Source organism: Urbifossiella limnaea, from assembly GCF_007747215.1.
Classification (GTDB): domain Bacteria; phylum Planctomycetota; class Planctomycetia; order Gemmatales; family Gemmataceae; genus Urbifossiella; species Urbifossiella limnaea.
Map to the genome: position 1 here is coordinate 2,106,638 of NZ_CP036273.1, position 23,523 is coordinate 2,130,160.

Consider the following 23,523-nt stretch of genomic DNA (forward strand, 5'->3'; position numbering starts at 1 on the left):
TATGAGAGGCGTGTGAAGCTGCCGCCGCCCGCCGTCTGTCGCGCTTCGTGCCGGGATTCTTCTTCATGACCGAGCCGACGCCGACCACCCCCGACGCCGACCGGCTGGTGGCCGCGGTCCTCGCTGGCGACACGGCGGCCTACGCCGGGCTGGTGCGGATGTACGAGGCAGAGGTGTGGCGCATCGCCGCGGCGCTGCTGCGCGACCGCGACGCCACCGAGAACCTGGTGCAGCAGGCGTTCCTCGACGCCTACGCCCACCTCGGCCAGTACCGCCCCGGGACCGACTTCGGCGCCTGGATGCGGACGGTCGCTCGAAACCGGCTGCGGAAGGAACTCCGCACGGCCGCCCGCGAGGACCGCCGGCTGGCGACCTACCGCGAGCGGCTCGGCGAGCGGCTGCGGGCCGACGACGGGCCGCGGGACGACGCCGACGAGTACCTCACTGCCCTTCGGGGCTGCCGCGAGGAACTCCCCGGCCCGGACGCCGAGCTGATCCGGCTGCGATACGAGCGGGGATTGTCGTTCGAGGCGATCGGCGCCCGCCGCGGGCAGACGCCCGAGGCCGTGCAGCGGATGGTGTCCCGCGTCCGGTTCCGCCTCCGGGCGTGCATCGAGGGGAAACTCGGCTCGTGACGACGCGCATCGACGACCTGACTGACGCACTCATCGACGGCACCCTCGCCGACGCCGGGGCCGCCGAGCTGGCGGCGCTCGTAGCCGCCAGCTCGGCCGCGCGGGAACGCCACCTGGCGCTGCTCGACGTGGAGGCGGCGCTCCGCGGACTGAGGACCGACCTCGACCTCGGCGCCGCCACGGTCGCCCGGATCGAGGCCGAGCGCGCGGACCGGACTGTCGCCGCGGTGATGGCCGGGATCGCCGCGCCGGCCCGCCGGCGCCGCCTCGCCACGGCCGCGGGGGCGCTCGCCGCCCTGGCCGCGTCCGTGCTCCTCGTCCTGGCCCTCCGCCCGGCCCCGCCGAGGGACGGACCGCCCCCCGCGAACTTCGCCCGACTCACGGGGGAGGCCGGCGCCGTCGAGGTCGTCGGCCCGGACGGGCTGGTCGCTCTCGGCCCGGACCGGCTCGTCCCCCCCGGTTCCACCATCCGCACCGGCGACGACAGTACCGTCGCCGTCCTGTTCCCCGACGCCACCCGCCTGGAACTCTCCCCCAACACGTCGGTCCGCCTCGACGCCGACGGCGGCGCGGCCGAGCCGCGCCGGCTCACCTTCGTGCGCGGCCAGCTCTCCGCCGTGGTCGCCGGCTGGCCGACGGTCGTCGCCGCGGGGTCGACGGACGTGGTCGCCACCCGCGGCCGGTTCGACCTGTGGTCGGCCGGGGCCGGGTCGGTGCGGGTCGAGCTCCGCGAGGGTGACGTGCGCGTCGTGCGCGGCGAGCCGGCCCGGCCGCTGGCGCTCGTCCCCGGCGGGGCCGCGTTCGTACGCGACGCGACGAGCCCGGTCCGCGTTGAGGAGCACCGCGTCGAGTCCGTCCCGAGGAACCGGCTCGACTTCCCCGGCGCACTGGCGCTCGCGTTCGCCGCCGACGGGGCTGAGGTGTGGGCCGCCTCCGGGAAGCAGTGGGTGCGCTGGGGCGTCGGCCGCGACGGCTTCGGCGCGGCCGCGGCGCGCGAGGTCTTCCAGCCGCCGATCTTCAACGACGGCCCGGTCGCCACCCTCACCCCGGACGGCCGCGTGCTGGTGGCGTCCCGGGTCGACGACAAGGAGGACCGCACGCTCATCCGCGACCTGCCGGGCGGGGCACTTCGCCGAGTGTTCCCGGTGCGGGTGAGCGAGCCGCGGTTCCTGTGCGTCGCGCCGGACGGCGCGTGGGTGGCGACGGTCAGCCCGCGGCCGGACCCGCGGGTCCGGGTGTGGGACGCGGCGACGGGGGCCGAGCGGTTCAGCCGCGGGCTCGACGCGCCGGCGTTCTGCGCCGCCGCGACCCCGGACGGCCGGCACGTCGCCGTCGAGCAGTCCGACCTCGGCCGCGGCACGAACAACAAGCTCCTGATCCTCGACGCTGCCACCGGCGAGCCGGCGTTCGATCTGCCGACCCGCCGCCGGCAAGTGACGGCGCTGGCGTTCACCCCGGACGGGCGCACCGTGGCCGCGGGGTTCAACGGCGCCGTGCACCTGTGGGACGTGAGGGGCCGGGCGCTGGTGCGGACGGTCGAGGGGTTCGAGCGGGTCGTCACGCGGGTGGCGTTCTCGGCCGACGGCCGGCTCGTCGCCGCCGGCACGCAGGACGGGCAGGTGTGGGTGTGGGCCGCGGCCACCGGCCGGCGCGTGCAGGTGCTCCAGACCGGCGCCCACGGCGTCCGGGCGCTGGCGTTTTCCCCGGACGGCCGCTTCCTCGCCACCGCCACGAACAAGGGTCCGGTCGCGCTGTGGGAAGTCGCCGCGGAGCCGGCCGACCCGGACGCCTGACGTGTCTGCCGCCCCGCCCGGCGGGGTTCAGTTGCCTGCCTGCCCGCCGCGGAGCCCGCCCGGATGCCTCGCCTCGCGCCCCCCGCCCTCCTGACGTTCGCCGCGCTGGTCGCCCTCCGGGCGGCCGCGCAACCGGCCGACGTGCCGGCCGCCGAGGCGAAGTTCGCGACCCCCGCCGAGAGCCGCGTCGAGTTCGACCGCGCCGCCGCGCCGGTCCTCGCCAGGCACTGCACCGGCTGCCACAACGCGAAGACGGCCGAGGGCGACCTCGACCTGACGGCCCTCGACCCCGACATGAAGACGAGCACCAGCGGCGCCCGCTGGGCGATGGTGGTCGAGAAGCTCGCCACCGGCGAGATGCCGCCGAAGGGCCGGCCGCGCCCGGCTGCCGCCGATACCGCCGCGCTCGTCCGCTGGGCGGTCGGCGAGAGCAAACGGGCCGGCAAGCACTTCGCCCGCCGGACCGCCTACGCCAACGGCAACCGGGTGCCGCACCACGTCCTGTTCGACCCGAAGACCGTCCCGCCCTACGACGGCGGCCCGCGCGTCCGCCGGCTCAGCCCCGAGATCTACGCCGCGCTGACCGGCGACCTGGCCCGCGGCAAGGCCGGCATCGCCCAGCCGTTCTCGCCCGACGGCCGCTCCACGTTCAAGGACATGGGCGCGCCGAAGATCGACGAGCCGGTCACGGCCCAGCTCCTCCAGAACGCCCTCGCCGTGGCCGAGCACCAGACCCAGCACAAGGTCGAGGACGGCAAGGTGAAGGGGAACGCCCCAAGCGAGTTCCTGGCTCTCCTCGACCCGGCCGCCGCGCCTACCGACGCGCAGTTGGAAGCGGCCGTCGCGTACCAGTTCCAGACGGTCCTGCGGCGCGCCCCGACGGCCGCCGAGCGGGCGCGCTTCGTCCCCTTCTTCCGCCGCAACATCGCCGACGCCGGGCCGGTCGTCGGCACCCGCTACGGGCTCGCGGCGGTGCTGATGCTCCCCGAGGCGGTGTTCCGCCTTGAGGTCGGCGGCGGCCCGCCCGACGCGAAGGGGCGGGTGCGGCTCGCGCCGCGGGAGGTCGCCTTCGCTCTGGCCTACGCCCTCACCGACAAGCGGCCCGACGCCGCCCTCATCGCGGCCGCGGCCACCGGCGGGCTCGACACCGACGCCGGCGTGGCGCGGGAGGCCCGCCGCCTCCTCGACGACGCCAAGCTCGACCGCCCGCGCGTCCTCCGCTTCTTCCGCGAGTACTTCGGCTACGAGGCGGCGCTCGAGGTGTTCAAGGAGCCGAAGGACAACCCCGACCACGACGCCCGCGCCCTCGTCGAGGACACCGACCGGCTCGTGCTGTACGTCCTGGAGCGCGACACGGAGGTGCTCAAGGAACTGCTGACGACGAACACGAGCTTCGTGGCGCACAAGACGGCCGCGGCGACGAAGAAGCAGCGGGCCGAGGCGAAGGCCAAGTTCGACGCCGAGAAGGCGGCCAACCCCGAGCGGTTCAAGACGAAGACGTACAAGGCGCCCGGCCGCAGCATCTACGAGGCCTACGGGCTGACGGACTTCCCGGACGTGCAGCCGGTCGAACTCCCCGGCGACCAGCGGGCCGGCGTCCTCACGCAGCCGGCGTGGCTCGTCGCCCACTCGACGAGCTTCGACAACCACGCCATCCACCGCGGCAAGTGGGTCCGCGAGCGCCTCCTCGGCGGCGTCGTACCCGACATCCCGATCACCGTGGACGCGCAGCTCCCGGTCGCCCCCGAGAAGACGCTCCGCGAGCGGATGGGCGTGACGCGGCAGGAGTACTGCTGGAAGTGCCATCGGCTGATGAACGACGTGGGGCTGCCGTTCGAGCAGTACGACCACTTCGGCCGGTTCCGCACCGCCGAGGTCGTCCTCGACCCAGAGGCGACCGCGAAGAACGTGGACAAGAAGGGGAAGTCGCTCGGCCCGGTGACCCGCGCGGCGCCGCTGGAAACCGCCGGGGTACTCGCCCTCGTCGGCGACGGTACGCTCGACGGGAAGGCGGTCCGCACGCCGGTCGAGCTGGTGCGGGTGCTGGCCGCGTCGGAGCGGGTGGAACAGGTGTTCGTCCGCCACGCCTTCCGCTACTTCCTCGGCCGCAACGAGTCCCCCGGCGACGCCGCCACCCTCCAGGCCGCCCACCGGGCGTACCGCGCGAGCGGCGGGAGCATGAAGGTGCTCGTCGCCGCGCTCCTGAGCAGCGAGTCGTTCCTGTACCGCGTCCCGAACACGGAAACCGGGGGCTGACGCCCCCATCCCGGAGATCGCCATGTTCGTCGACCGCCGCGACGCCCTGAAGGGGCTCGGCCTTTCCGCCGGGGCCACGCTCCTCACGCCGATCCTGACGCGCCTGAAGGCCCAGGCGTCCGGGGCAGCGACCGTCGCCCCGAAGCGGTTCGTGTTCGTCGTAGAGAGCAACGGCGTCCGCCCCGAGCAGTTGGCCCCGGAGGGCGTCCGGCGGCAGCCGCGGCCGCAGCAGCCGCTCAACGGGCCGCGCGAGTTCGTGGACGTGCCGCTCCGCGACAAGAAGCTCCCGTTCTCGCTCGAACCGATCGCCGCCTGGAAGGACAAGGTGACGATCGTGAACGGCCTGTCGGGCCGGGTGTGCGGCGGCGGGCACTCGAACAACTTCCACGCCCTCGGGGCGTTCGGCGGCGGGTCCGGCGGCGAGAGCATGACCATCGCCGGCGAGACGGTGGACGGCGCGCTCGCCAAGCACCTCGGCGGCATCTTCCCGCACATCGGCCTCGGCATCTCGAAGCGGCCCGAAAACAACGTCATCTACAACGTGTCGGCGTGGGCCGCGAACCAGGCGCTGCCGACGATGTGCCGGCCGGACACCGCCTACAACACGCTGTTCGGCATCGCCGCCGACGGGGCCGCCCGGCAGGAGTTCGCCGCCCGCAACAACCTCCTCGACTTCCTGAAGGACGACGTCCGCGCCGCCGAGCGGTCGCTCGCCGGGCCGGAGCGCGAGCAGTTCGCCGCGTACCTCGAAACCTTTGAGACGCTCCGCAACCGGCAGAGCCGCCTGAACGAGATCCGCCACACCCTCCGCGAGAAGGGGCCGGTCGTCTCGAACAAGTACACCAGCCCGGTGGAAACCGACCGCCTCGACGCCCAGTTCGACGTCGGCGCCGCGGCGCTGATCTGCGGGCTCACGAACGTGCTGACGCTGTCGTCGGCCGCCGGCGTCCGCGACTTCGACATCACGTTTCGGGGGCTCGGCCTCCAGATCGACAAGCACACGATCGGCCACGGCGGGAGCTACCAGGGGAAGACCTGGGCCGAGCTCTACGACATCATCCGCCGCTACCACTTCGACCTGATCGCCGGCCTCCTCCGCAAACTCCAGGCGGTGCCGGAGGGGAACGGCACCATGCTCGACAACACGGTGCTGGTGTACCTGAGCGACGGCGCGGAGAGCCACCACAGCCGCTGCTGGGAGTGGCCGATGGTGGTGATCGGCGACCTGGGCGGGAAGCTCAAGACGGGCCGCTACGTGGACTACCCCGGCTACGGCCTCCCCGGCCACCGCACGACGGCGAACCTGTACCTGACGCTCCTTCACCTGGCCGGGGCGCGGCGCGACACGTTCGGCTCGGCCGACCCGGCGCTGAAAGACCTCGACCAGACCGGCCCGCTCGCCGAGCTGCTGGCGTAACCCCGGCGAGGACCGATCCGTGTTTGACCTCTTCACCGGCGCCCGGTCGCACCTCTGCGACGGCTCACCCCGCCGCGACTTCCTCCGCGCCGGCCTGTTCGGCCTCGGCGGGCTCGCCGCCGGCCGCGCGCCCGCGTCGCCGGGCGCCGGCGGGCCGCTCGTGCGCGACAAGTCCGTGGTCTTCCTCTTTCTTGCCGGCGGGCCGAGCCAGTACGAGACGTTCGACCCGAAGCCGGACGGCCCCGAGGGTTCGACCAGCATCGCCGGCCACGTCGCCACGGCGATCCCCGGCGTGCGCTTCGCGTCGTACCTGCCGAAGCTGGCGCGGCTGGCCGACCGGCTCACCGTGGTCCGCTCGTTCCGCACGAACCACAGCGAGCACAACGGCGCCCACAAGCAACTGATGACCGCCGACCTGACGGTGCAGGACGGCAAGCCGATCACGCAGCCCGGCCTCGGCGCCGTGTACGCCCGCGCGGCCGGCGCCTCCCACCCGGCGACCGGCCTGCCGCGGCACGTCCTCGTCCCGCCGACGACGCGGAACAGCCGCGGGCGGGCCGGCTTCAACGGGTCGTTCGAGTCGGTCGTCGAGGGGTGCCAGCCGGCCACCCTCGGGCCGGCGTTCGCGCCGTTCGAGGTGCTGGCGCCGCTGTCGGACGGGCTGGTGACGGAGCGCCGCGGGAACCGCCGCGAGCCGGAGCCGCCGAACCCGCTCGACGTGTTCCAGTCCCGCCTCCCGCCGCCGCAGCTCGATGCCCGCCTCGACCTCCTCGCCCAGCTCGACCGCCTCGACCGCGCGGCCGACGCCTCCGGGGCGATGGGCCGGCTCGACGCCGGCACCCGCCACGCCGCCGAGGTGCTCCGCACCGGCGCCGTCCGCCGCGCCCTCGACCTCACGCTCGAAGCCCCGGCCGTGCTGCGGGCGTACGACACCGAGCACTTCCCGAACTGGAACTGCGACGACAACTCGCGGTTCATCCGCAGCGGCCCGTCGGTCGGCTTCTCGCTCGGCCGGCAGCTGCTCCTCGCGCGCCGGCTCTGCGAGGCCGGCGCCGGGTTCGTGACGGTGGTGAACGCCAACTGGGACTTTCACGCCCGGCGGAACATCCCGAACATGCCCGAGGGGATGGGCGTGTTCGGCCCGCCGCTCGACCACGCCGTGAGCGCGTTCCTCGAAGACCTCCGCGCCCGCGGCCTCGAAGACAAGATTCTGCTGGTCGTCACCGGCGAGTTCGGCCGCACGCCGGGCCTCGACAAGAACCTCGGCCGGCACCACTGGCCGCGCATCTGCCCGCTGGTGTTCGCCGGCGGCGGGCTGCGGCACGGGCAGGTGGTGGGGCAATCCGACCGCCGCGGCGGCGAGCCGGCGACCGACCCGGTGACGATCGCCGACTTGCACGCGACGATCCTGCACACGATGTTCGACGTCGGCCGGATGCGCGGCGACGCGGCCGCGCCGGCGGCCGTCCTGGAGCGCGCGACCCGCGGCACGCCGATCCGGGAGCTGTTCTCGTGAGCGGCCCGCTGCGACTCGCCGCGCTCGGCATCGCCGCCCTGGTCGGCTCCGCGGCGGCGCGGCCCGACCCCGCGGCGCTGACGCTCCGCGGCCACACCCGCGGCGTCACCGCCGTCGCCTTTACGCCGGACGGAAAGCGCCTCATCACCGGCGGCGGCGACGACACGGTGCGCGTCTGGGACGCGGCCACGGGGAAGGAACTGGTGCGCGTCGCCGCCGGCGGGAAGGGCGTGACGGCGCTCGCCGTCAGCCCCGACGGGAATACGATCGCCGTCGGCACCTTGGCCGGCGAGCTGTCGGTCCGCGACGCGGCCACCGGGCGCGAGCGCGCCGCCCTCCGCGGGCACAAGGAGAACGTCACGTCGGTTGCGTTCTCACCCGACGGCCGTCGCGTCGCGACGGGAAGCGGCGACGACACGCTCCGCGTCTGGGACGCGGCCACGGGGAAGGCGCTGAACTCCCTCGACGCCGGCAACGAGTACGACGTGACCGCCGTCGCCTTCACCCCGGACGGGAAGCGCCTCGTCGCCGGTGACGGCGAGGGAGGGCTGACCGTGTGGGACGTCGCGGCCGGCGAGACGGACGCGGCGATCGAGGGGCACCGCACGACCGTGACGGCCGTGGCGGTGAGCGGCGACGGGAAGCGGATCGTGTCCGCCGGGCGGGACGGCGCGGTGCGGGTGTGGGCCGGCGGCCGTGAGGTGCTGACGCTCCGCGGCCACGGCGACGACGTGACCGCCGTGGCGCTCGTCGGCGGCACGATCGCCTCCGGCGGCGACGACGGCACGGTGCGGCTGTGGGACGCGACGACCGGCGCGGCGCGCCGAACGATCCGCGCCGGGGGCAGCGTGGCGGCGGTCGTGCTCAGCCCGGACGGACGGCGGGTCGCCGCGGCGGCTGGCGACGTGGTTCAAGTATGGGAGATCGGCCGATGACCGCTCGCCGGGCGTGCGCCCTCACCGTGCTTCTGTTCGCCGCCGCCCCGGCCGCGGCCGACGACGGCTTCGCGCGCGATGCCGCGCCGCTCCTCCAGAAGTACTGCCAAGAGTGCCACGGCCCGCAGAAACAGACCGCCCGACTCCGCTTCGACCAGTTCACCGAGTTCCGCCCCGCCGACCGCCACCTGTGGACCCCAGGTCCACGAGCAGCTCGCGACCGGCGAAATGCCGCCGAAGGACAAGCCGCAGCCGACCGCGGCGGAGAAGGAGCGACTGCTGGCGTGGATCGTCGCTCAGCAGAAGGCGGCCGGCCCCGGCGGCACGCGGCGGCTTAACAAGCGCGAGGCCGGCGCCGCGTTCCGCGACGTGACCGGGCTGCCGGTCGATTTCGGCCACGGCCTCCCGGGCGACGGCACCGTCGCCGGCTTCGACACCGGCGCCGACGGCCTCCAGGACGCGGCCGACTCGGTGGCGACGTGGGTGCGGGTGACGAAGCGCGTGGTGGACGGCGTCCGCTTCACCGAGCCGTCGCCGGGGGTGGTGTTCGCGGCCGACCTGCGCGGCCAGAAGGACGCCCGCAAGGTGTTCGACCCGTGGAAGGTGCGGGACGGCGCCGCGAAGGAACTCGGCCGACTCCTGCCGCAGCTCGGCGGGCTGCTACTGGAGCCGCGCTCGCCCGGCGACCGCGAGGTGGTGCGGTTCACCGTCCCGCCGCCGCCCGAGCGGCAGGGCGTGGTGCGCGTGAGGCTCACGGTGTCGGTAAAGAAGCCGGTGCCAGACCTGCCGCACCCGCGGCTGTGGGTCGAGGTCGGCGGCCGGCCGGTCGACTACCGCGAGCTCGCCGGCCCGGCCGACGCGCCGGTGACGATCGAGTACCTCGTCCACACCGGCGACCTGGCGATCCAGAAGGGCGTGAACGTCTCGCTCAGCAACAAGGTCGAGCGGCCCTACGCCGTCCCCGGGTTCGAGAACGAGGACCGCAGCCGGCCCGAGGACAAGCTCCCGCCCGGCGGCTGGGGGCTGTTCCGCCCGGCGTTCGACCGCCGCACGTTGCAACCGGAGCAGTGGCCGGCGCCGCTCGTGATCCTCCATGAAGTCGAGATCGAGAGCAACCACATCGCCCCGTGGCCGCCGGCCGAATGGAAGGCGGACGTGGCGCGGTCGCCGACTCGCCGGAGAGCGCGGCGAAGCTCCTGGCGCTCTGGACCGACCGTGCCTGGCGCCGGCCGAGCGGCGCGGCCGAGCGCGAGCCGTTCCTGAAGCTGTACGCCAGGCTCCGCGGCGAGGGGCAGGCGTTCGACCCCGCCCTGCGCTCGGCGTTCCAGGCCGTGCTCCTGAGCGCCCCGTTCCGCTACCAGCTCTCGCCGGCGCACCCGGACCCGACCCTCGCTCAGTACGCCGTCGCGTCGCGGCTGAGCTTCATGCTGACGGGCGCGCCGCCGGACGCCGAGTTGCTCCGGCTCGCGGCCGAGGGGAAGCTCCGCGACCCGGCCGTCCGCGCCGCCCAGGCCGACCGGCTCCTCACCGGCCCGCTCGCGGACGGGTTCGTCCGCCCGTTCACGACGCAGTGGCTGGAGCTCGACCAGCCCGTCACCATCGCGCAGACCCACATCGCCAAACAGGACTTCCGCTGGGCCCGCGACCTGAAGGCGTCGATGCGCGAGGAGACGATTCAGTACGTCCGCCGCATGGTCGCCGAGAACCGGCCGGCGAAGGAACTCGTCCAGAGTGACTGGACGATGATGAACGACGCGCTCGCCCGCCACTACGGCTACCCCGCACTGCCGGACGGTACGCTGCGGCCAGTGACCCTCCGCCCCGACGACCCGCGCGGCGGCGGGATTCTGGGCCACGCGGGGATTCAGTCGATGCTCTGCTGGATGGGGGACAACTGGGTCATCTACCGCGGGGCGTGGGTGCTGCGGCACGTCCTCGACCACCCGCCGCCCCCGCCGCCGCTCGAAGTGCCCGAGCTGAACCCGAACGACGGCAAGAACCGCGGCAAGCCGTTCCGCGAGCTGCTGAAGATCCACCAGGAGGACGGCCGCTGCTCGGTCTGCCACCGGACGACCGACCCGGCCGGGTTCGCGTTCCAGAACTTCGACATCAGCGGCCGGTGGCGCGACGTGGAGCACGGACACTACGCCCGCGGCGAGCTCGACGGCCGCATCTCGTGGCTCGGCGTCGGCGCCACCCGCCCCGTGGACGCGGCCGGCCGCCTGCCGCGCGGCGAGGAGTTCAAGACGTTCGCGGAGTTCAAGGCACAGGTGGTGGCCCTCTACCAGCCGGACCTGGTCCGGGGTGTCCTCAAGAACCTGACGGTGTACGCCACCGGCCGCCCGCCGGACGCCGCCGGCCTGCGCGCGATCGCCCGGACCGTGGAGCAGTTGAAGCCGACCGAATACCGGACGCGCGACCTGATCAAGGCCGTGGTCGCGTCGCCCGCGTTCCTGGACGAAACCCCCGCCGACCCCCGCCGGAGTACGCCATGAACCCGAAGACGCACTGGATCACCCGGCGGACCGTCCTCCGCGGGTTCGGGGCCGCGGTCGGCCTGCCGTACCTCGACGCGATGGCCGGCGCCACGACGGCCGCCCCGGCGCCCGGCGGCGGCCCCGAACCGCGCCGGCTGGCGTGCTTCTACATCCCGGGGGCGATCGGTCGGCACGGCTGGTTCCCGGAGGCCACCGGCCGCGGCTACGCCCTCGCCCCGTCGCACGCCCCGCTCGCCCGCCACCGCGACGACTTCACCGTCCTCACGAACCTCCTCCACATCACCGGCCGGATCAGCGGCCACGTCCACCCGTACAACTGGCTGACCGGGCACAACATCAACCTCACCCCCGGCACCATCACCAACACCGTGTCGATGGACCAGGTGGCCGCCCGCCACCTCGGCCCGACCTGGCTCCCGTCGCTGGCGCTGTCGTTCGCCGACGGGGTCGGCACCGCCACCCTCTCGCGCAACTCGCTCGGCGTGGACGTGCCGGCCACGGCCAGCTACCGCGACGTGTTCGAGCGGCTCTTCCCGCCGGCCGACGCCGCCCAGTTGCGCGAGGCGAAGGCCCGACTCGCCACCACCCGCAGCGTCCTCGACGCCGCCGGCGGCTCCGTCCGCGACCTGAACCGCCAGCTCGGCGACGCCGACCGCCAGCGGCTCGACCAGTACCTCGAGTCCGTCCGCGAGGTCGAGCGCCGCATTGGCGACGCCGACCGCATCCTCGACCGCGGCCGGCCGGCGTTCGACGAGGCCGCACGGACTCGATCCCGTTCCGTTCACCGCCACATCGTTCGCAGAGTCGAGGATCATGAACTGAGGTCGTTCGTCGTTCGAGCGTCCGCGACTGCTTCGAGCGCCGCGGACGCCCCACGCGCCCGTGTCCGTTGACTCTTTCCTCCCGGAGACCGACATGACGTACCTGATCGCCGCCCTCGTGATCGCGCTGCTGGTGTGGTGAGTCGCTCGCCGGACGTTCGTCGGCACACATTCCAGGAGCCGCGATGGCGAGAACGGTCGTCATCGACGAACGGCACGTAACGTTACGAATCCCCAACGACCTCCCCGACAACGAAGGTGAAGTGATCCGTCAGACGCTCGACGGCGACGAGTTCACGAACCGCCTGCGCCGGGTAGTCCGCGCGGTGAGTCGGTCGTTCCCAGAGTTGGCCGCCGTTCGCGTGTCACTGACCCGCTGACGGATCACCGCACCGCACCGCGCCCCGCGTCTGCGTCGCGGTCAGGTCGAACGGTCGCCCCTGTGGTGCCGGCTCACCCGCCTTGCCGCCCCCTCGGGAGCCAAGGCAAGGTCGCGACCCTGAACGCGATCGGGAGGTGCGGCCCGCCACTGGCGGGCCGCACAGGGATCGATTGTTTTACCTATCAGCCGGCGTACCTGGGCGGTCAACGGACCACCGACGAAGATGAAGAACGGTCGCACTCGAATTGACAGGTTCGAGGTATCATTCAGCCGTCGTGCTCGGCAGACAACACGACGGCCTCAGAAGGTAAAAATGGTCGTCGCGAGTTGACAGGTTCGGAGGTACCGTCGACGCGGAGCCGCTGAGGGAAATGGTGTATCGCCCGCCGAGGCGCGGTGATCAATCCCGGTCGCTCCTGCGCGTTAATGTTAAGAGGCCGAGGAAGTCGTTGTGGTACGCCCGTGCGACGGGGGTGGGCATCCTGCACGCGGAAGGCGTGTGGCTGGGGTAGTTGCCCTAATACTATACATTTGTATAAAAGAATAGCGGCCGTCCTCGGAGGAGGACGGCTCTCATTACTTGATCGCAACCACGATCTCCTTCCCGAGAGCCTTCGCGCTGATTACTCATGAAATCGTAGGCGATTATAGCGAAGCAATCCTCGGGTGTTAACCCGCGGGTCGTAGGTTCGAATCCTTCCGGAGGACGTTCCCGAACCTGCCGGAAGCGCGCGAGCACTGGATGTTCGAGAAGTTCCTCGCGGCCGGGATCGCCATCGCCGGCGTGGACGTGGGCGAGTCGTCCGGCAGCCCGAAGGGGCGCGAGGTCTATTCGGCGCTCTACAAGGAACTCGTCTCCAACCGGAACTTCGCGGAGAAGCCCGTGCTGCTGGCGCGGAGCCGCGGCGGGCTGATGCTCTACAACTGGGCGGCGGAGAACGCCGACTAGGTCGCCGGGATCGCGGGCATCTACCCGGTGTGCGACCTGCGGAGCTACCCGGGGCTGGAGAAGGCGTGCGGGGCCTACGGGCTGACCCGCGCCGAACTGGAGCAGCAACTCGACCGGCACAACCCGGTCTCGCGGCTCGCGCCGCTGGCCAAGGCGGGCGTGCCGATCTTCCACATCCACGGCGACGCGGACACCGTCGTGCCGCTGAAGGACAATTCGGAGGAAGTGGCGAAGCGGTACGAGAAGCTCGGCGGCAAAATGGAGCTGAAGGTCGCCCGGGGGCAGGGCCACAACCTCTGGGAGGGCTTCTTCCGGTGCCAGGAGTTGGTGGACTTCGTCCTCGCCCGCTCCGCACCCGCGAAGGCACCGAAGTAATCGCTATCGCCGGCCCGCACCGACCGGGCGCGGGCGAGCGATCGCGGGATGAGCCTCCCGCCGGGTTCCAACCTGTTTCCGCCCTACGCGGGCGATTGCCACGCCTGCCACGCGGCGGCCTGGAGCGCGGCCCGGTCCCCGGCCGACAGGCCGGGCACCTCAACGTCGACCCCGACGGGACTCCCCCGAAAAAGTGCGGCCAGGAAGACGCACGCGGCGAGGTACGACCCCGCCACGGTGGGGTGGCTCTGGTCCCGGTCGTGGAGGACGGGCTCGTCGTAGTCCCGGAGGAACCGCTCCCACGCGACGCCGACCGGGGCGACTGTGGCACCGAGCTCCTCGCCGACGGCGGTGTACGCGTCGGTGATCGCCTGCTGCGAGCCCGGCGCGTTCAGCCGCGCCCACGTCATGTAGAGCACCGTCCTCGCGCCGGCGGCCCTGATCACCCCGTCGAAGAGTCGGACGTTCTCGTGCATCCGGGCGGCGTTCTTGACGGGCAGCGTGCTCTGCTCCTGGAGCACGACGGCGTCGTACCGGCCGTCCCGGATCGCCTCCGCCGCCCGGCCGGCATTCCAGTGCGCCCGGAGTGAGGCCCCGCCAGCCTGGATCAGGCGGTGTTCGAGCGCCTGACCCCGCGCCTCGGCCAGCCGTGCAATCAGGCCGGGGAGGTCGTTTCGGGCGGTGAAGCTGTTCCCGACGAACAGCAGCTTCAGCGGTCCGCGGCCGCGACCATTCTTCGCCATGTGCCCCTCACGTTCCCCGCTCGGTGGGTGGTAACCGAACGATCTCGAGCCGTCGCTGAGTTTAGAGCCGTCTCGGGCACACCGTGAAGTCCGGGACGATTTCACCCGAGGGTACTGCCGTCCGCGAGCGCGCGGCCCGCGTCACAGTAAATCGGGTAACTCTCGCTACTCTCGGGTGAGAGAAGCGGGTACTGTTTTGCTTTACCCGCCTGCCGATTTGCTGCCGGCTGACCCGTTCGCGTCACGATTCCACCCCGCCATACGTTCCCGTCGTTGAAGGATGCCGCCATGCTATCCGTGTTCGGAACTCGCACGTCCTCCGGTGGTTACGCCTCGCGCCGGGACTTCTTGAAGGTCGGCGCGCTGGGCCTGGGCGGGCTTTCACTACCGGGACTGCTGAGGGCCGAACGGGCGGCCGGGATCGGGCGGTCCCACAAGGCCGTCATCATGATCTACCTGGTGGGCGCGCCGCCGCACCAGGACATGTACGACCTCAAAATGGACGCCCCGGCGGAGATCCGCGGCCCGTTCAAGCCCGTCAACACGAACGTGTCCGGCATCCGGATCTGCGAGCACCTGCCGAAGCTGGCATCGATCATGGACAAACTCGTCCCGCTCCGGTCGGTGTACGGGTCGCCGAGCGGGGACCACGACTCGTTCATCTGCTACACCGGCCGCACGGTGCAGAAGCAACCGCCGGGCGGGTGGCCGTCCCTCGGTTCGACCGTCTCGAAGGTGCTCGGCCCGTCGGAAGGGTCGGTGCCGCCGTTCTTCGGCCTCGCCCCCGACGCGGGGCACCCGCCCTACGGGTCGCCCGGCCACCCCGGGTTCCTCGGCGTCGCCCACGGCGCGTTCCGCCCGTCGGGTCCGATCCGCCAGGACATGGTCCCGAACCCGAGCAACGCGGTTCACCTCTCGGACCGGACAAGCCTCCTGAAGGAGTTCGACCGCCTCCGGAGTGATCTCGGCACGAAGGGAACGTTCGACGGGGTGGACGCGCTGCGGCGCCAGTCGCTCGAGATCATGACCTCGAGCAAGATGGTGGACGCGCTCGACTTGTCGAAGGAGCCGCTGGCGGTCCGCGAGTGGTACGGCAAGGGCGACCCCAAGAACTACGGGGACGGCGCCCCGCGGAACCTCGAACACTTCCTCATGGCGCGCCGGCTGGTCGAGGCCGGGGCCCGTGTGGTGACGCTGAACTTCGGCCGGTGGGACTTCCACAGCGACAACTTCGGCGAGTGCAAGAACACGCACTTCCCGTGGTTCGATCACGGGATGCACGCGCTGATTACGGACCTCCACGACCGGGGCCTCGACAAGGATGTCGCGGTCGTGGCCTGGGGCGAGTTCGGCCGCACGCCGCAGATCAACAAGGACGCCGGGCGCGACCACTGGCCGCAGGTGGGCGGCGGGATCCTCGCGGGCGGCGGGTTCCGTACCGGGCATGTGATCGGCGCCACCGACCGTACGGGCGGGACCATCACCCGTCGGCCCGTTCACTTCGGCGAGGTGCACGCCACGCTCTACCGTCACTTCGGGATTGACCCTCATGCCGTGACACTCCCGGACTTCAGCGGCCGGCCACACTACCTGGTGGACGAGTGGCAGGCGCTGCCCGAAGTCCTCTGAGGTATGAGGCCCGCCCCCCGCCTTCCGGCTCGAGATGGCTTCCGTCCGAAGGGTCCGGCATCCCGAAACCGAGCGATCGGTCGAAACTTGGAGGTGTTCCCGTGCTGAACGTGCTCGGTTCGAGCAAGCGACTCCGTGACGGCTTCACCCGGCGCGAGTTGATCCAGGCCGGCGCCGGTGCCGTGGTGGGATTGGGGCTCACGGGTCTGACGCGGACCCCTGCCACGGCCGGCGGGGGCACCCGGCCCCGGCACTTCGGCAAGGCGAAGAGCGTCATGGTTCTGTACCTCTACGGGGCCATGAGCCAGATCGACACGCTCGACCCCAAGCCCGACGCCCCGGCGGAAATCCGTGGGCCGTTTCGCTCGATGGCGACGAAACTGCCGGGCGTGCGACTGGGCGAACACCTGCCCCTTCTTGCGGACCGACTCGACCGGGTCACGATGGTCCGGTCGATGAACCACCCCGAGCCGATTCACAACGTCGCCAACACGGTCACCGGCATCAGCAGGACCGACGTGCCGATGGAACTGAACCAGCGCCACCCCCGGCACTGGCCGTTTTTCGGGTCGGTCATCGACTACCTCGAAACCACACAGGCCGGCCGGGCCGGCGACCCGCTCATTCCCCGCAACGTCATTCTGCCCTGGCGGCAGAGCGCCACCGCCCCCGACAAGCGGGCCGGGTTCTTCGGCGGGTTCCTCGGCTCGCGGTACGACCCGACGCCCCTCGAGTTTCGCGGCAAGGGAACGGTGCAGGACTGTGTCGAGAAGTTCAACCCGTACTGCGGCGTCGACCCCCGCGACGCGTACAACTTCCCGGCAACGGATTTCGGCCCCCAGATGACCGTCGACCGCTTCCGCGCCCGCCGCGGCCTGCTCGACGAACTCGACGACCGGCAGCGGTACCCCGCGGGCACGGCCCCGCTCCAGTCGTTCGGTGAGTTACAACAGATCGGGCTGAGGCTGTGCGATTCCGCCACGCTCCCGGCCGCGCTCAACCTCGCCCGCGAACCGGCCAAGCTGCGGGAGCGGTACGGCCACCACCTGTTCGGTCAGTCGACGCTGCTCGGCCGCCGGATGATCGAGGCCGGCTCACGGGTCGTCACGGTCCTCTGGGACGAGTTCGCCGCCAACAACTCGGCGTGGGACACCCACAACAACCAGACGCGCCGACTCGGCCGCGAGTTGTGTCCAGGCTTCGACCGGTCCGTCTCCGCCTTGCTCGACGACCTTGAGCAGCGGGGCCTTCTCGACGAAACGCTCGTGGTGTGCCTCACCGAACACGGCCGAACTCCGCAAGCCGAGGGAAACGGCGATGGCCGGAACCACTGGTCCGGCGCGTACAGCATCATGCTGGCCGGCGCCGGCGTCGCCCGCGGTAACGTCGTCGGCTCGAGCGACCGCCAGGGCGCCTTCGTGAAGACCCGCCCGGTCAATCCCAAGGACATCCTTCACAGCATCTATCACCTTCTTGGCATCGACGTCGAACGCTCCATCCCCGACCGTCAGGGCCGACCGATGCCGCTCGTCGACGGAGGCCATCTCGTACCCGAGATCCTCGCGTAGCGCCTCCCCCCTCCCGAACGGAGTGCAATCATGCCCGGACCAGGGTTGATCCTGGTTGACGGTTTCTTCTTGGTCGGGGCGGTTGCTGCCCGGGCCGCTGCTGACCGGGTACACACGCAAATTCCTGAACCTCCAATCGAGCCCGCCGGACCGACCGCGGCGACCGCCTCGCCCGTCCTCGCCCCGCCCGGCGCGACTGCTGGTTGCGGCCTCACTCCTTTTCGGGATTTCGATCGGCGGCGGGGCGGTTGCGCTGTTCGCGGCACGGTCGGCTCCGCGATCGGCCCCGGGACCACGCAAACTGGCGTACGACTTCCGCGCCCCCTTACCCGGGTCGGTGGCCGACGTGTCCGGCACCGGGACCGGGTTCACCCACCGGCTACCGGGAACCGGAGCAGGCCTCCCGGCGAGCGACCCGAATCTGCGACTCGTCCTACCCTCGGGGCGACTCGAGGTCACGGCCACGGGCAGTGACCTGAACACCCTGCTCCGGCTCGAACAGGCCGAGTTCCCCGGCGTCCGGTTGGCCGACCTCGGGTTCACAGGGGGTGAGGATTTCGAGGTCGCGGCCGAGATCCGCGGCGACGGCCTGATCGTGCGCGAGTACCAGACGACCGATGCCTGGGAAACCGCTTCGTGGACCCCGCAGACGTGGACCGCACCCGTCACCGCGACGCAGAAGTGACACACCCCGCACCAGGAGTCCCGAATGAAACGGCTCGGATTCGCACTGTTCGTGATCCCGCTCGGTGTGGTGGCGGCCCTACTCACCACCCCGCCGCTCGCGATCGCGGCACCCGATGGCCCGGAACCGCTCACCTTCATCGCGACCTCCGACTCGCACTACGTCTCGTCCAAGAACCTGGAACGCATCGATCGGAACAAGGCGACCATCGAGCGAATGAACAACATCCCCGGTACGCCGTGGCCGGCGAAACTGGGCGGTGGGAAGGTCGGCACGCCCCGCGGCGTCCTGGCGCTGGGCGACCTGATCGACGACGGGGACAAGCGGGACGAGACTCCCCTGCAATGGCGCCACTTCGAAAAGCAGTTCGGGCTCGACGGCACCGACGGACTCCTGAAGTACCCGGTGTTCGAAGGGTGGGGGAACCACGACGGCCCGCCGGTCGGGAAGGAGAAGTTCGGGTTCAGTGTCCAGTCGAAAATCAAGGAGCGGAACGCGCTCCGGAAGAAGGCCGGCCGCATCGGCACCGTGTCCGAGAACGGCCTGCACTACTCCTGGGATTGGGACACGGTGCACTTTGTTCAAGCCAACCTGTACCCGGCCGACAGGCAGCACGCGAAGGTGCGCTACTCGCTCCCGTGGCACGACCCCCAAGGGGCGCTCGCGTTCGTGAAGGAAGACTTGAAGCGCAACGTCGGCGACAGCGGCCGACCGGTCGTCGTGATGTCGCACTGCGGGGTGGACACCGACTGGTGGCACCCCGAGGATTGGGCCGCGTTCTACAAGGCGGTGAAGCCGTACAACGTGATCGCCTACTTCTACGGGCACAGCGGGACCGGGTTGCGGAAGTACAAACCCGAGGGCGAGGAGAAGGCCCTGGACTGTGTCAACACCGGGCAGACGGAGAAAGGGTTCTTCGTGGCCGAGGTCACTGCGAAGCGACTCCGCGTGGGGTTCCAGGCCAAGAAAGACCCGAAGGCGACGGAGAACATCGTGTGGGAGTGGAAGTACCTGCTCGAGAAGCCGCTGACCGCCGGCAAATAGTCGAGCCCCGCGACGTGCTGGTTCGAACCGTTCCTGTGATCCGGAGGACCTGACACGTGTGTCCGCTCCGTCCCACGCGTTGCGTCACAATACTGGCCTGTCTCGTGCTCAACTGTCTGGCGAGCGAACGGGCGCGTGCCGACGTGCGGCTGCCGGCGCTGTTCGCGGACCACGCCGTCCTCCAGCGGGACAAGCCGCTCCCCGTATGGGGCTGGGCCGAACCCGGCGAGAAGGTGACGGTGAAACTCGGCACGGAGGGCGGCGACGTCGCCGCCGGGAAGGACGGGCGGTGGCAGGTCACGCTCAAGCCGCAGCCCGTCTCGAAGGAGCCACTCACACTGACCGTCGCGGGGAAGAACACGATCACGGTCAAGGACGTGCTCCTCGGCGACGTGTGGCTCTGCGGCGGCCAGTCGAACATGGAGTGGGGACTGGGCGGGTGCGACGCGCCGGAGGACATCAAGGCCGCCGACCTGCCGCTGGTCCGCCAGTTCGGGGTCGAACTCCACTTCGCCACGACCCCGCAGGCCGACGTAAGGGGCCGGTGGGCGGTGTGCACGCCGCAGACCGCCCCGGGGTTCACCGCGGTCGGGTTCTACTTCGCCCGCCGCGTCCACAAGGAGACCGGCGTCCCGATTGGTCTGCTGAGGTCGTGCGTCGGCGGCACCAACATCGAGCTGTGGATGTCGCAGGACACCCTGATGAACACGCCCGCGCTGGCCGGGTACGGGAAACTCATGCGCGAGTCGCTCGCCACCCACCAGAAGGATCTCGCGGCCGCCCTGCCCGGGGTCGAGGAGTGGGCCGCGAAGTCGCGCGACGCTCTGAAGGCCGGGCGGCCGGTGCCGCTGCCACCCGCGATCCCGGAGTTCCCGTTCGGGGAGAAGATGTTCCGCCCGCGGTGCGTCACGCTCCACAACGGCATGATCGCCCCGCTGGTGCCGTTCGCCCTGCGCGGGGTGCTGTGGTATCAGGGTGAGAACAACGCCGGCGGCGCGGCCGACGGCTTGCAATACGTCGAGAAAAAGCGGGCGATGCTGGCCGATTGGCGGAAGTGGTTCGGCGACCCCAACCTGCCCTTCTACTTCGTGCAACTTGCCGGATGGCAAAAACCCTCCGACCAGCCAGCCGGCGGCGACGGGTGGGCGCACGTCCGCGACGCGCAGCGGAAATGCCTGACGATCCCGCACACCGGGATGGCGGTCGCCACCGACGTCGGGGACGCGGACGACATCCACCCGAAGAACAAGGCCGATGTGGGCGACCGGCTGGCGAGGTGGGCGCTCGTGAGCGAGTACGGCAAGACGGTCGTCCCGTCCGGGCCGCTGTTCCGGGCGCTGAAGATCGAGGGTAACAAGGCGGTCGTCGAGTTCGACCACGTCGGGGCCGGGTTGATGGTCGGCCGGAAGGACGGCCGCAAGCCGGCGGACGAACTGACGGACGGCAAGCTCGCCCGGTTCGCAATCGCCGGCAAGGACAAGAAGTGGGTTTGGGCGAACGCCGTGATCGTGGGCGACACGGTCGTCTGCACCCACCCCGACGTCCCCAACCCGGTGGCCGTGCGGTACGCCTTCACCATGAATCCGGTCGGGGCAAACCTGTACAACCGCGACGGCCTCCCCGCGTCGCCGTTCCGCACCGACGACTGGTAACCCCGGAGCCGAAATGCGAACCGTCCCCCTCTCCAGTGCCGCGCTCGCCGTGTGCCTTCTCGCCGTCCCGACGGGAGCGGCGGAGCCGTTGCTCGCTCCGCAGCAGCTGCTCGACCGCGAGACGTTCTGGGACAACCGCGACTGGGACTGGTACCAGGCGAACGTGCCGTTCTTCGAGTGCCCCGATCCCGACATCCAGACGACGTACTACTACCGCTGGGAGCTGCTGACCAAGCACCTCACCTACGGCTCCCCGAACTCCGGGTACTCGTTCACCGAGTTCATCGACCGGCCGTTCTGGTCCGGGGCGTACGGCGCGATCTCGTGCCCGGCCGGGCATCAACTTTACGAGGCTCGCTGGCTCCGCGATCCGAAGATCGCCCGCGACTACGGTCGCTACTGGCTCCGCACGCCCGGCGCGCAGCCGCGGAACTACAGCACGTGGCTCGCCGACGCCGTCTGGGCCGTTCACCGCGTCCACCCGGACGACGCACTCGTCACGGACCTGCTCCCCGACCTGAAGAAGAACCACGAGGGCTGGGAGAAGCGGCACTTCGTCGCGGACGTGGGGCTGTTCTGGCAGACCGGCCACGACGACGGGATGGAGTTCAACATCAACAGCCGGCAGACCAAGGACATCCTCCGCGGCGCGCCCGGCTACCGGCCCACCATGAACGCGTACCTCTGGGCCGACGCACTCGCCATCGCCCGGGTCGCGGACCTCGCCGGGGACAAGGCTACGGCCGGTACCTACCGCGCGAAGGCCGCGGGGTTGAAGGAGAACCTCCAGAAGAAGCTCTGGGACCCGAAGCGGCAGTTCTTCTTCCCCATGTCCCAGCGCGACGAGGAGGTCGACGGCTTCAAGGTGAAGGCGCTCACCCTCACGCACCAGACCGGGCGGCACGCGGGTAGCGCGTTCGGCCGCGAGCTGATCGGCTACGTGCCGTGGCAGTTCTCGATGCCGGACGCCAAGAAGGGGTACGAGGTCGCGTGGAAGAAGTTGACGGACAAGGACGGGTTCGCGGCCCCGTTCGGCCCGACCACGGTCGAGCGGAACGACCCGATGTTCCTGCTCAAGAAGACGTGCTGCTGGTGGAGCGGGCAGTCGTGGCCGTACGCCACCAGCCAGACGCTCAAGGCCCTCGCGAACGTCCTTCAGGAGTACGAACAGGACGCGGTCACGAAGGCGGACTACCTGAAGCTGCTCACGACGTTCGCGAAGACGCACCGGAAGAACGGCAAGCCGTACCTCGCGGAGGCGTGCCACCCGGACACCGGCTCGTTCGAGGGGCACGACGGGTACAACCACAGCGAGCACTACTTCCACTCGTCGTTCAACGACCTGGTCGTCACCGGCCTGGTCGGGCTGACCCCGCGGGACGACGACACGCTCGAACTGAAGCCGCTCGCGCCGGCGGACTGGGCGTACTTCGCACTCGACGAGGTGCCGTACCGCGGGCACCTCGTCAGCATCCAGTGGGACCGCGACGGCACCCGGTACAGGCGCGGGAAGGGGCTGCGCGTCTTCGCCAACGGAAACGAGATCGCCGCGTCCGAAACGCTCGCCCCGCTGGCGGTGAAGCTGCCGGCCGCGCCGAAGCCCGCGGGGCGCGGGGCCGCGGGGCCGGTCAACTTCGCGGTGAACAACGACGGGACGTACTACCCGCGGGTGCTCGCGTCGTTCTCGCACCCGAAGACGCCGCCGTCGAGGTTGACCGACGGCAACTACTGGTACCTCCGCGACCCGCCGAACCGCTGGACGTGTGAGGGGTCTCCCAACGCGAGCGACTCCGTGGTAATCGAGTTCGGCGCGAAACGCGTCATCCACACCGCGAAGCTCTACTTCCTCGACGACGAAAAGGGCGTCGTTCCGCCCGCGAAGTTCGATATCGAATCCTGGGACGGGAAGGCGTGGCAGCCGGTCTCGACGCAGACCCGCGCCCCGGAGAAGCCGACCGGTCGCCGGGCGAACGTGATCCGGTTCCCCGCACTCGCGACCGAGAAAGTGCGGGCGGTGCTGCTCCACGCCAACGGCGGCAGGTCGGGCCTGACCGAGTTCGAGGTCTGGGGTGACGCCAAACTCCCACTCGCCGACCCGCCGCACCCGGCGGGGAACCTCGCGTACAACCCCGGCGACAAGGCGTTCCCGAAGGCCTCCGCCTCCTATGCGGACCGCTTCGGGGGGAGGCCGATGAGCGCCATCGACGGGAAGACCAACTTCCTCCCCAGCCCGACCAACCGCTGGACCAGTTACGAGTCGCCCAACGCGACCGACTGGCTCGATGTGGACTTCGGTTCCGAGAAAGAGTTCGCCCGCGTCGAACTGGCGATCTACGACGACCGCGGCGGGGTGCAGCCGCCCTCGAAGTACGAGGTCGAGTTCTGGGACGGGAAGGCGTGGCGGCCGGTGGCGAACGCCAAGAAGATGCCCGAGAAGCCGACCGGCAGCCAGTTCAACCAGGTCCTGTTCGACCGCGTGAATGCGAGCAAGGTACGGGTCGTGTTCACCCACGCGGGCATGGCCCGCAGCGGGGTGTCCGAGATGTTCGTCTGGAACGAGTGAACGCTTCACCTTTGCGCCGTGCCGCCCATCCGACGGGGCCGTTGCCGCAACAGCGAGCCCCA

The 23,523-nt window shown here is 71.1% G+C and carries 19 protein-coding genes; 18 read left to right on the forward strand and 1 reads right to left on the reverse strand.

The annotated features are described in order from the left end of the window. Positions 1-65 precede the first annotated feature (65 nt). The 12 genes from ETAA1_RS08370 to ETAA1_RS08435 all read left to right on the forward strand — a co-directional run bounded on the left by ETAA1_RS08370 (position 66) and on the right by ETAA1_RS08435 (position 13,577). Positions 66-635 (forward strand): RNA polymerase sigma factor, encoded by a 570-nt coding sequence (locus ETAA1_RS08370; protein WP_145236257.1) that lies wholly within the window; start codon positions 66-68, stop codon positions 633-635. Then, positions 632-2,428 (forward strand): FecR domain-containing protein, encoded by a 1,797-nt coding sequence (locus tag ETAA1_RS08375; RefSeq protein WP_145236260.1) that lies wholly within the window; start codon positions 632-634, stop codon positions 2,426-2,428. The genes ETAA1_RS08370 and ETAA1_RS08375 overlap by 4 nt, the downstream gene beginning before the upstream one ends. Positions 2,429-2,491: 63 nt before the next feature. Next, a complete protein-coding gene (locus ETAA1_RS08380) occupies positions 2,492-4,684 on the forward strand; it encodes a DUF1588 domain-containing protein (protein WP_145236263.1) in 2,193 nt (730 codons plus the stop codon). A gap of 22 nt (positions 4,685-4,706) precedes the next feature. Further along, entirely contained in the window at positions 4,707-6,101 is a 1,395-nt protein-coding gene (locus tag ETAA1_RS08385) for a DUF1552 domain-containing protein (protein WP_145236265.1), read from the forward strand. Positions 6,102-6,120: 19 nt separating this feature from the next. Next, on the forward strand, positions 6,121-7,617 hold the full coding sequence (locus tag ETAA1_RS08390) for a DUF1501 domain-containing protein (protein WP_145236268.1): 1,497 nt from the start codon (positions 6,121-6,123) through the stop codon (positions 7,615-7,617). Beyond that, a complete protein-coding gene (locus ETAA1_RS31685; RefSeq protein ID WP_202920757.1) occupies positions 7,614-8,552 on the forward strand; it encodes a WD40 repeat domain-containing protein in 939 nt (312 codons plus the stop codon). The genes ETAA1_RS08390 and ETAA1_RS31685 overlap by 4 nt, the downstream gene beginning before the upstream one ends. A gap of 228 nt (positions 8,553-8,780) precedes the next feature. Then, a complete protein-coding gene (locus ETAA1_RS32810) occupies positions 8,781-9,815 on the forward strand; it encodes a DUF1587 domain-containing protein (protein WP_238389395.1) in 1,035 nt (344 codons plus the stop codon). Continuing rightward, positions 9,749-11,047, forward strand: a complete 1,299-nt coding sequence (locus tag ETAA1_RS08415; protein ID WP_238389472.1) for a DUF1592 domain-containing protein — start codon at positions 9,749-9,751, stop codon at positions 11,045-11,047. Before ETAA1_RS32810 ends, ETAA1_RS08415 begins: the two co-directional genes overlap by 67 nt. After that, positions 11,044-11,943 (forward strand): DUF1552 domain-containing protein, encoded by a 900-nt coding sequence (locus tag ETAA1_RS08420; protein WP_145236277.1) that lies wholly within the window; start codon positions 11,044-11,046, stop codon positions 11,941-11,943. Before ETAA1_RS08415 ends, ETAA1_RS08420 begins: the two co-directional genes overlap by 4 nt. A 113-nt stretch (positions 11,944-12,056) precedes the next feature. Further along, the gene (locus ETAA1_RS08425) at positions 12,057-12,251 is read left to right on the forward strand and encodes a hypothetical protein (RefSeq protein WP_145236280.1); all 195 of its coding nucleotides are present in this window, start codon (positions 12,057-12,059) and stop codon (positions 12,249-12,251) included. A gap of 744 nt (positions 12,252-12,995) precedes the next feature. Beyond that, on the forward strand, positions 12,996-13,202 hold the full coding sequence (locus tag ETAA1_RS08430) for a hypothetical protein (protein ID WP_145236283.1): 207 nt from the start codon (positions 12,996-12,998) through the stop codon (positions 13,200-13,202). A gap of 27 nt (positions 13,203-13,229) precedes the next feature. Then, positions 13,230-13,577, forward strand: coding sequence for an alpha/beta hydrolase family protein (locus tag ETAA1_RS08435; RefSeq protein ID WP_202920758.1), 348 nt, complete (start codon positions 13,230-13,232; stop codon positions 13,575-13,577). An 83-nt stretch (positions 13,578-13,660) separates the two neighbouring features. Here the strand turns inward: ETAA1_RS08435 and ETAA1_RS08440 are convergent, their stop codons facing one another. After that, positions 13,661-14,320 (reverse strand): SGNH/GDSL hydrolase family protein, encoded by a 660-nt coding sequence (locus ETAA1_RS08440; protein ID WP_145236290.1) that lies wholly within the window; start codon positions 14,318-14,320, stop codon positions 13,661-13,663. 447 nt (positions 14,321-14,767) lie between these two features. On the opposite strand from ETAA1_RS08440, the gene ETAA1_RS08445 reads away from it, so the two are divergent. The 6 genes from ETAA1_RS08445 to ETAA1_RS08470 all read left to right on the forward strand — a co-directional run bounded on the left by ETAA1_RS08445 (position 14,768) and on the right by ETAA1_RS08470 (position 23,461). Further along, entirely contained in the window at positions 14,768-15,949 is a 1,182-nt protein-coding gene (locus tag ETAA1_RS08445) for a DUF1501 domain-containing protein (protein ID WP_238389396.1), read from the forward strand. 101 nt (positions 15,950-16,050) lie between these two features. Continuing rightward, positions 16,051-17,517 carry a DUF1501 domain-containing protein gene (locus ETAA1_RS08450; protein ID WP_145236296.1) on the forward strand — a complete coding sequence of 489 codons (1,467 nt, stop codon included), beginning with the start codon at positions 16,051-16,053 and terminating at the stop codon, positions 17,515-17,517. Positions 17,518-17,863: 346 nt separating this feature from the next. After that, positions 17,864-18,202 carry a hypothetical protein gene (locus ETAA1_RS08455; protein ID WP_145236299.1) on the forward strand — a complete coding sequence of 113 codons (339 nt, stop codon included), beginning with the start codon at positions 17,864-17,866 and terminating at the stop codon, positions 18,200-18,202. A 24-nt stretch (positions 18,203-18,226) separates the two neighbouring features. After that, the gene (locus ETAA1_RS08460) at positions 18,227-19,246 is read left to right on the forward strand and encodes a metallophosphoesterase (RefSeq protein ID WP_145236302.1); all 1,020 of its coding nucleotides are present in this window, start codon (positions 18,227-18,229) and stop codon (positions 19,244-19,246) included. Between the two features lie 104 nt (positions 19,247-19,350). Continuing rightward, positions 19,351-20,898: a sialate O-acetylesterase gene (locus ETAA1_RS08465; protein ID WP_145236305.1), complete on the forward strand. Its 1,548-nt coding sequence runs from the start codon at positions 19,351-19,353 to the stop codon at positions 20,896-20,898. A 13-nt stretch (positions 20,899-20,911) separates the two neighbouring features. Further along, positions 20,912-23,461, forward strand: coding sequence for an MGH1-like glycoside hydrolase domain-containing protein (locus tag ETAA1_RS08470; protein ID WP_145236308.1), 2,550 nt, complete (start codon positions 20,912-20,914; stop codon positions 23,459-23,461). Positions 23,462-23,523: the final 62 nt, after the last annotated feature.

Coding starts and splice junctions, on each gene's coding strand:
- ETAA1_RS08370 (WP_145236257.1), top strand. CDS start 66: ATGACCGAGCCGACGCCGACCACCCCCGACGCCGACCGGCTGGTGGCC.
- ETAA1_RS08380 (WP_145236263.1), top strand. CDS start 2,492: ATGCCTCGCCTCGCGCCCCCCGCCCTCCTGACGTTCGCCGCGCTGGTC.
- ETAA1_RS08385 (WP_145236265.1), top strand. CDS start 4,707: ATGTTCGTCGACCGCCGCGACGCCCTGAAGGGGCTCGGCCTTTCCGCC.
- ETAA1_RS32810 (WP_238389395.1), top strand. CDS start 8,781: ATGCCGCCGAAGGACAAGCCGCAGCCGACCGCGGCGGAGAAGGAGCGA.
- ETAA1_RS08420 (WP_145236277.1), top strand. CDS start 11,044: ATGAACCCGAAGACGCACTGGATCACCCGGCGGACCGTCCTCCGCGGG.
- ETAA1_RS08425 (WP_145236280.1), top strand. CDS start 12,057: ATGGCGAGAACGGTCGTCATCGACGAACGGCACGTAACGTTACGAATC.
- ETAA1_RS08430 (WP_145236283.1), top strand. CDS start 12,996: ATGTTCGAGAAGTTCCTCGCGGCCGGGATCGCCATCGCCGGCGTGGAC.
- ETAA1_RS08440 (WP_145236290.1), bottom strand. CDS start 14,320: ATGGCGAAGAATGGTCGCGGCCGCGGACCGCTGAAGCTGCTGTTCGTC.
- ETAA1_RS08445 (WP_238389396.1), top strand. CDS start 14,768: ATGATCTACCTGGTGGGCGCGCCGCCGCACCAGGACATGTACGACCTC.
- ETAA1_RS08460 (WP_145236302.1), top strand. CDS start 18,227: ATGAAACGGCTCGGATTCGCACTGTTCGTGATCCCGCTCGGTGTGGTG.
- ETAA1_RS08470 (WP_145236308.1), top strand. CDS start 20,912: ATGCGAACCGTCCCCCTCTCCAGTGCCGCGCTCGCCGTGTGCCTTCTC.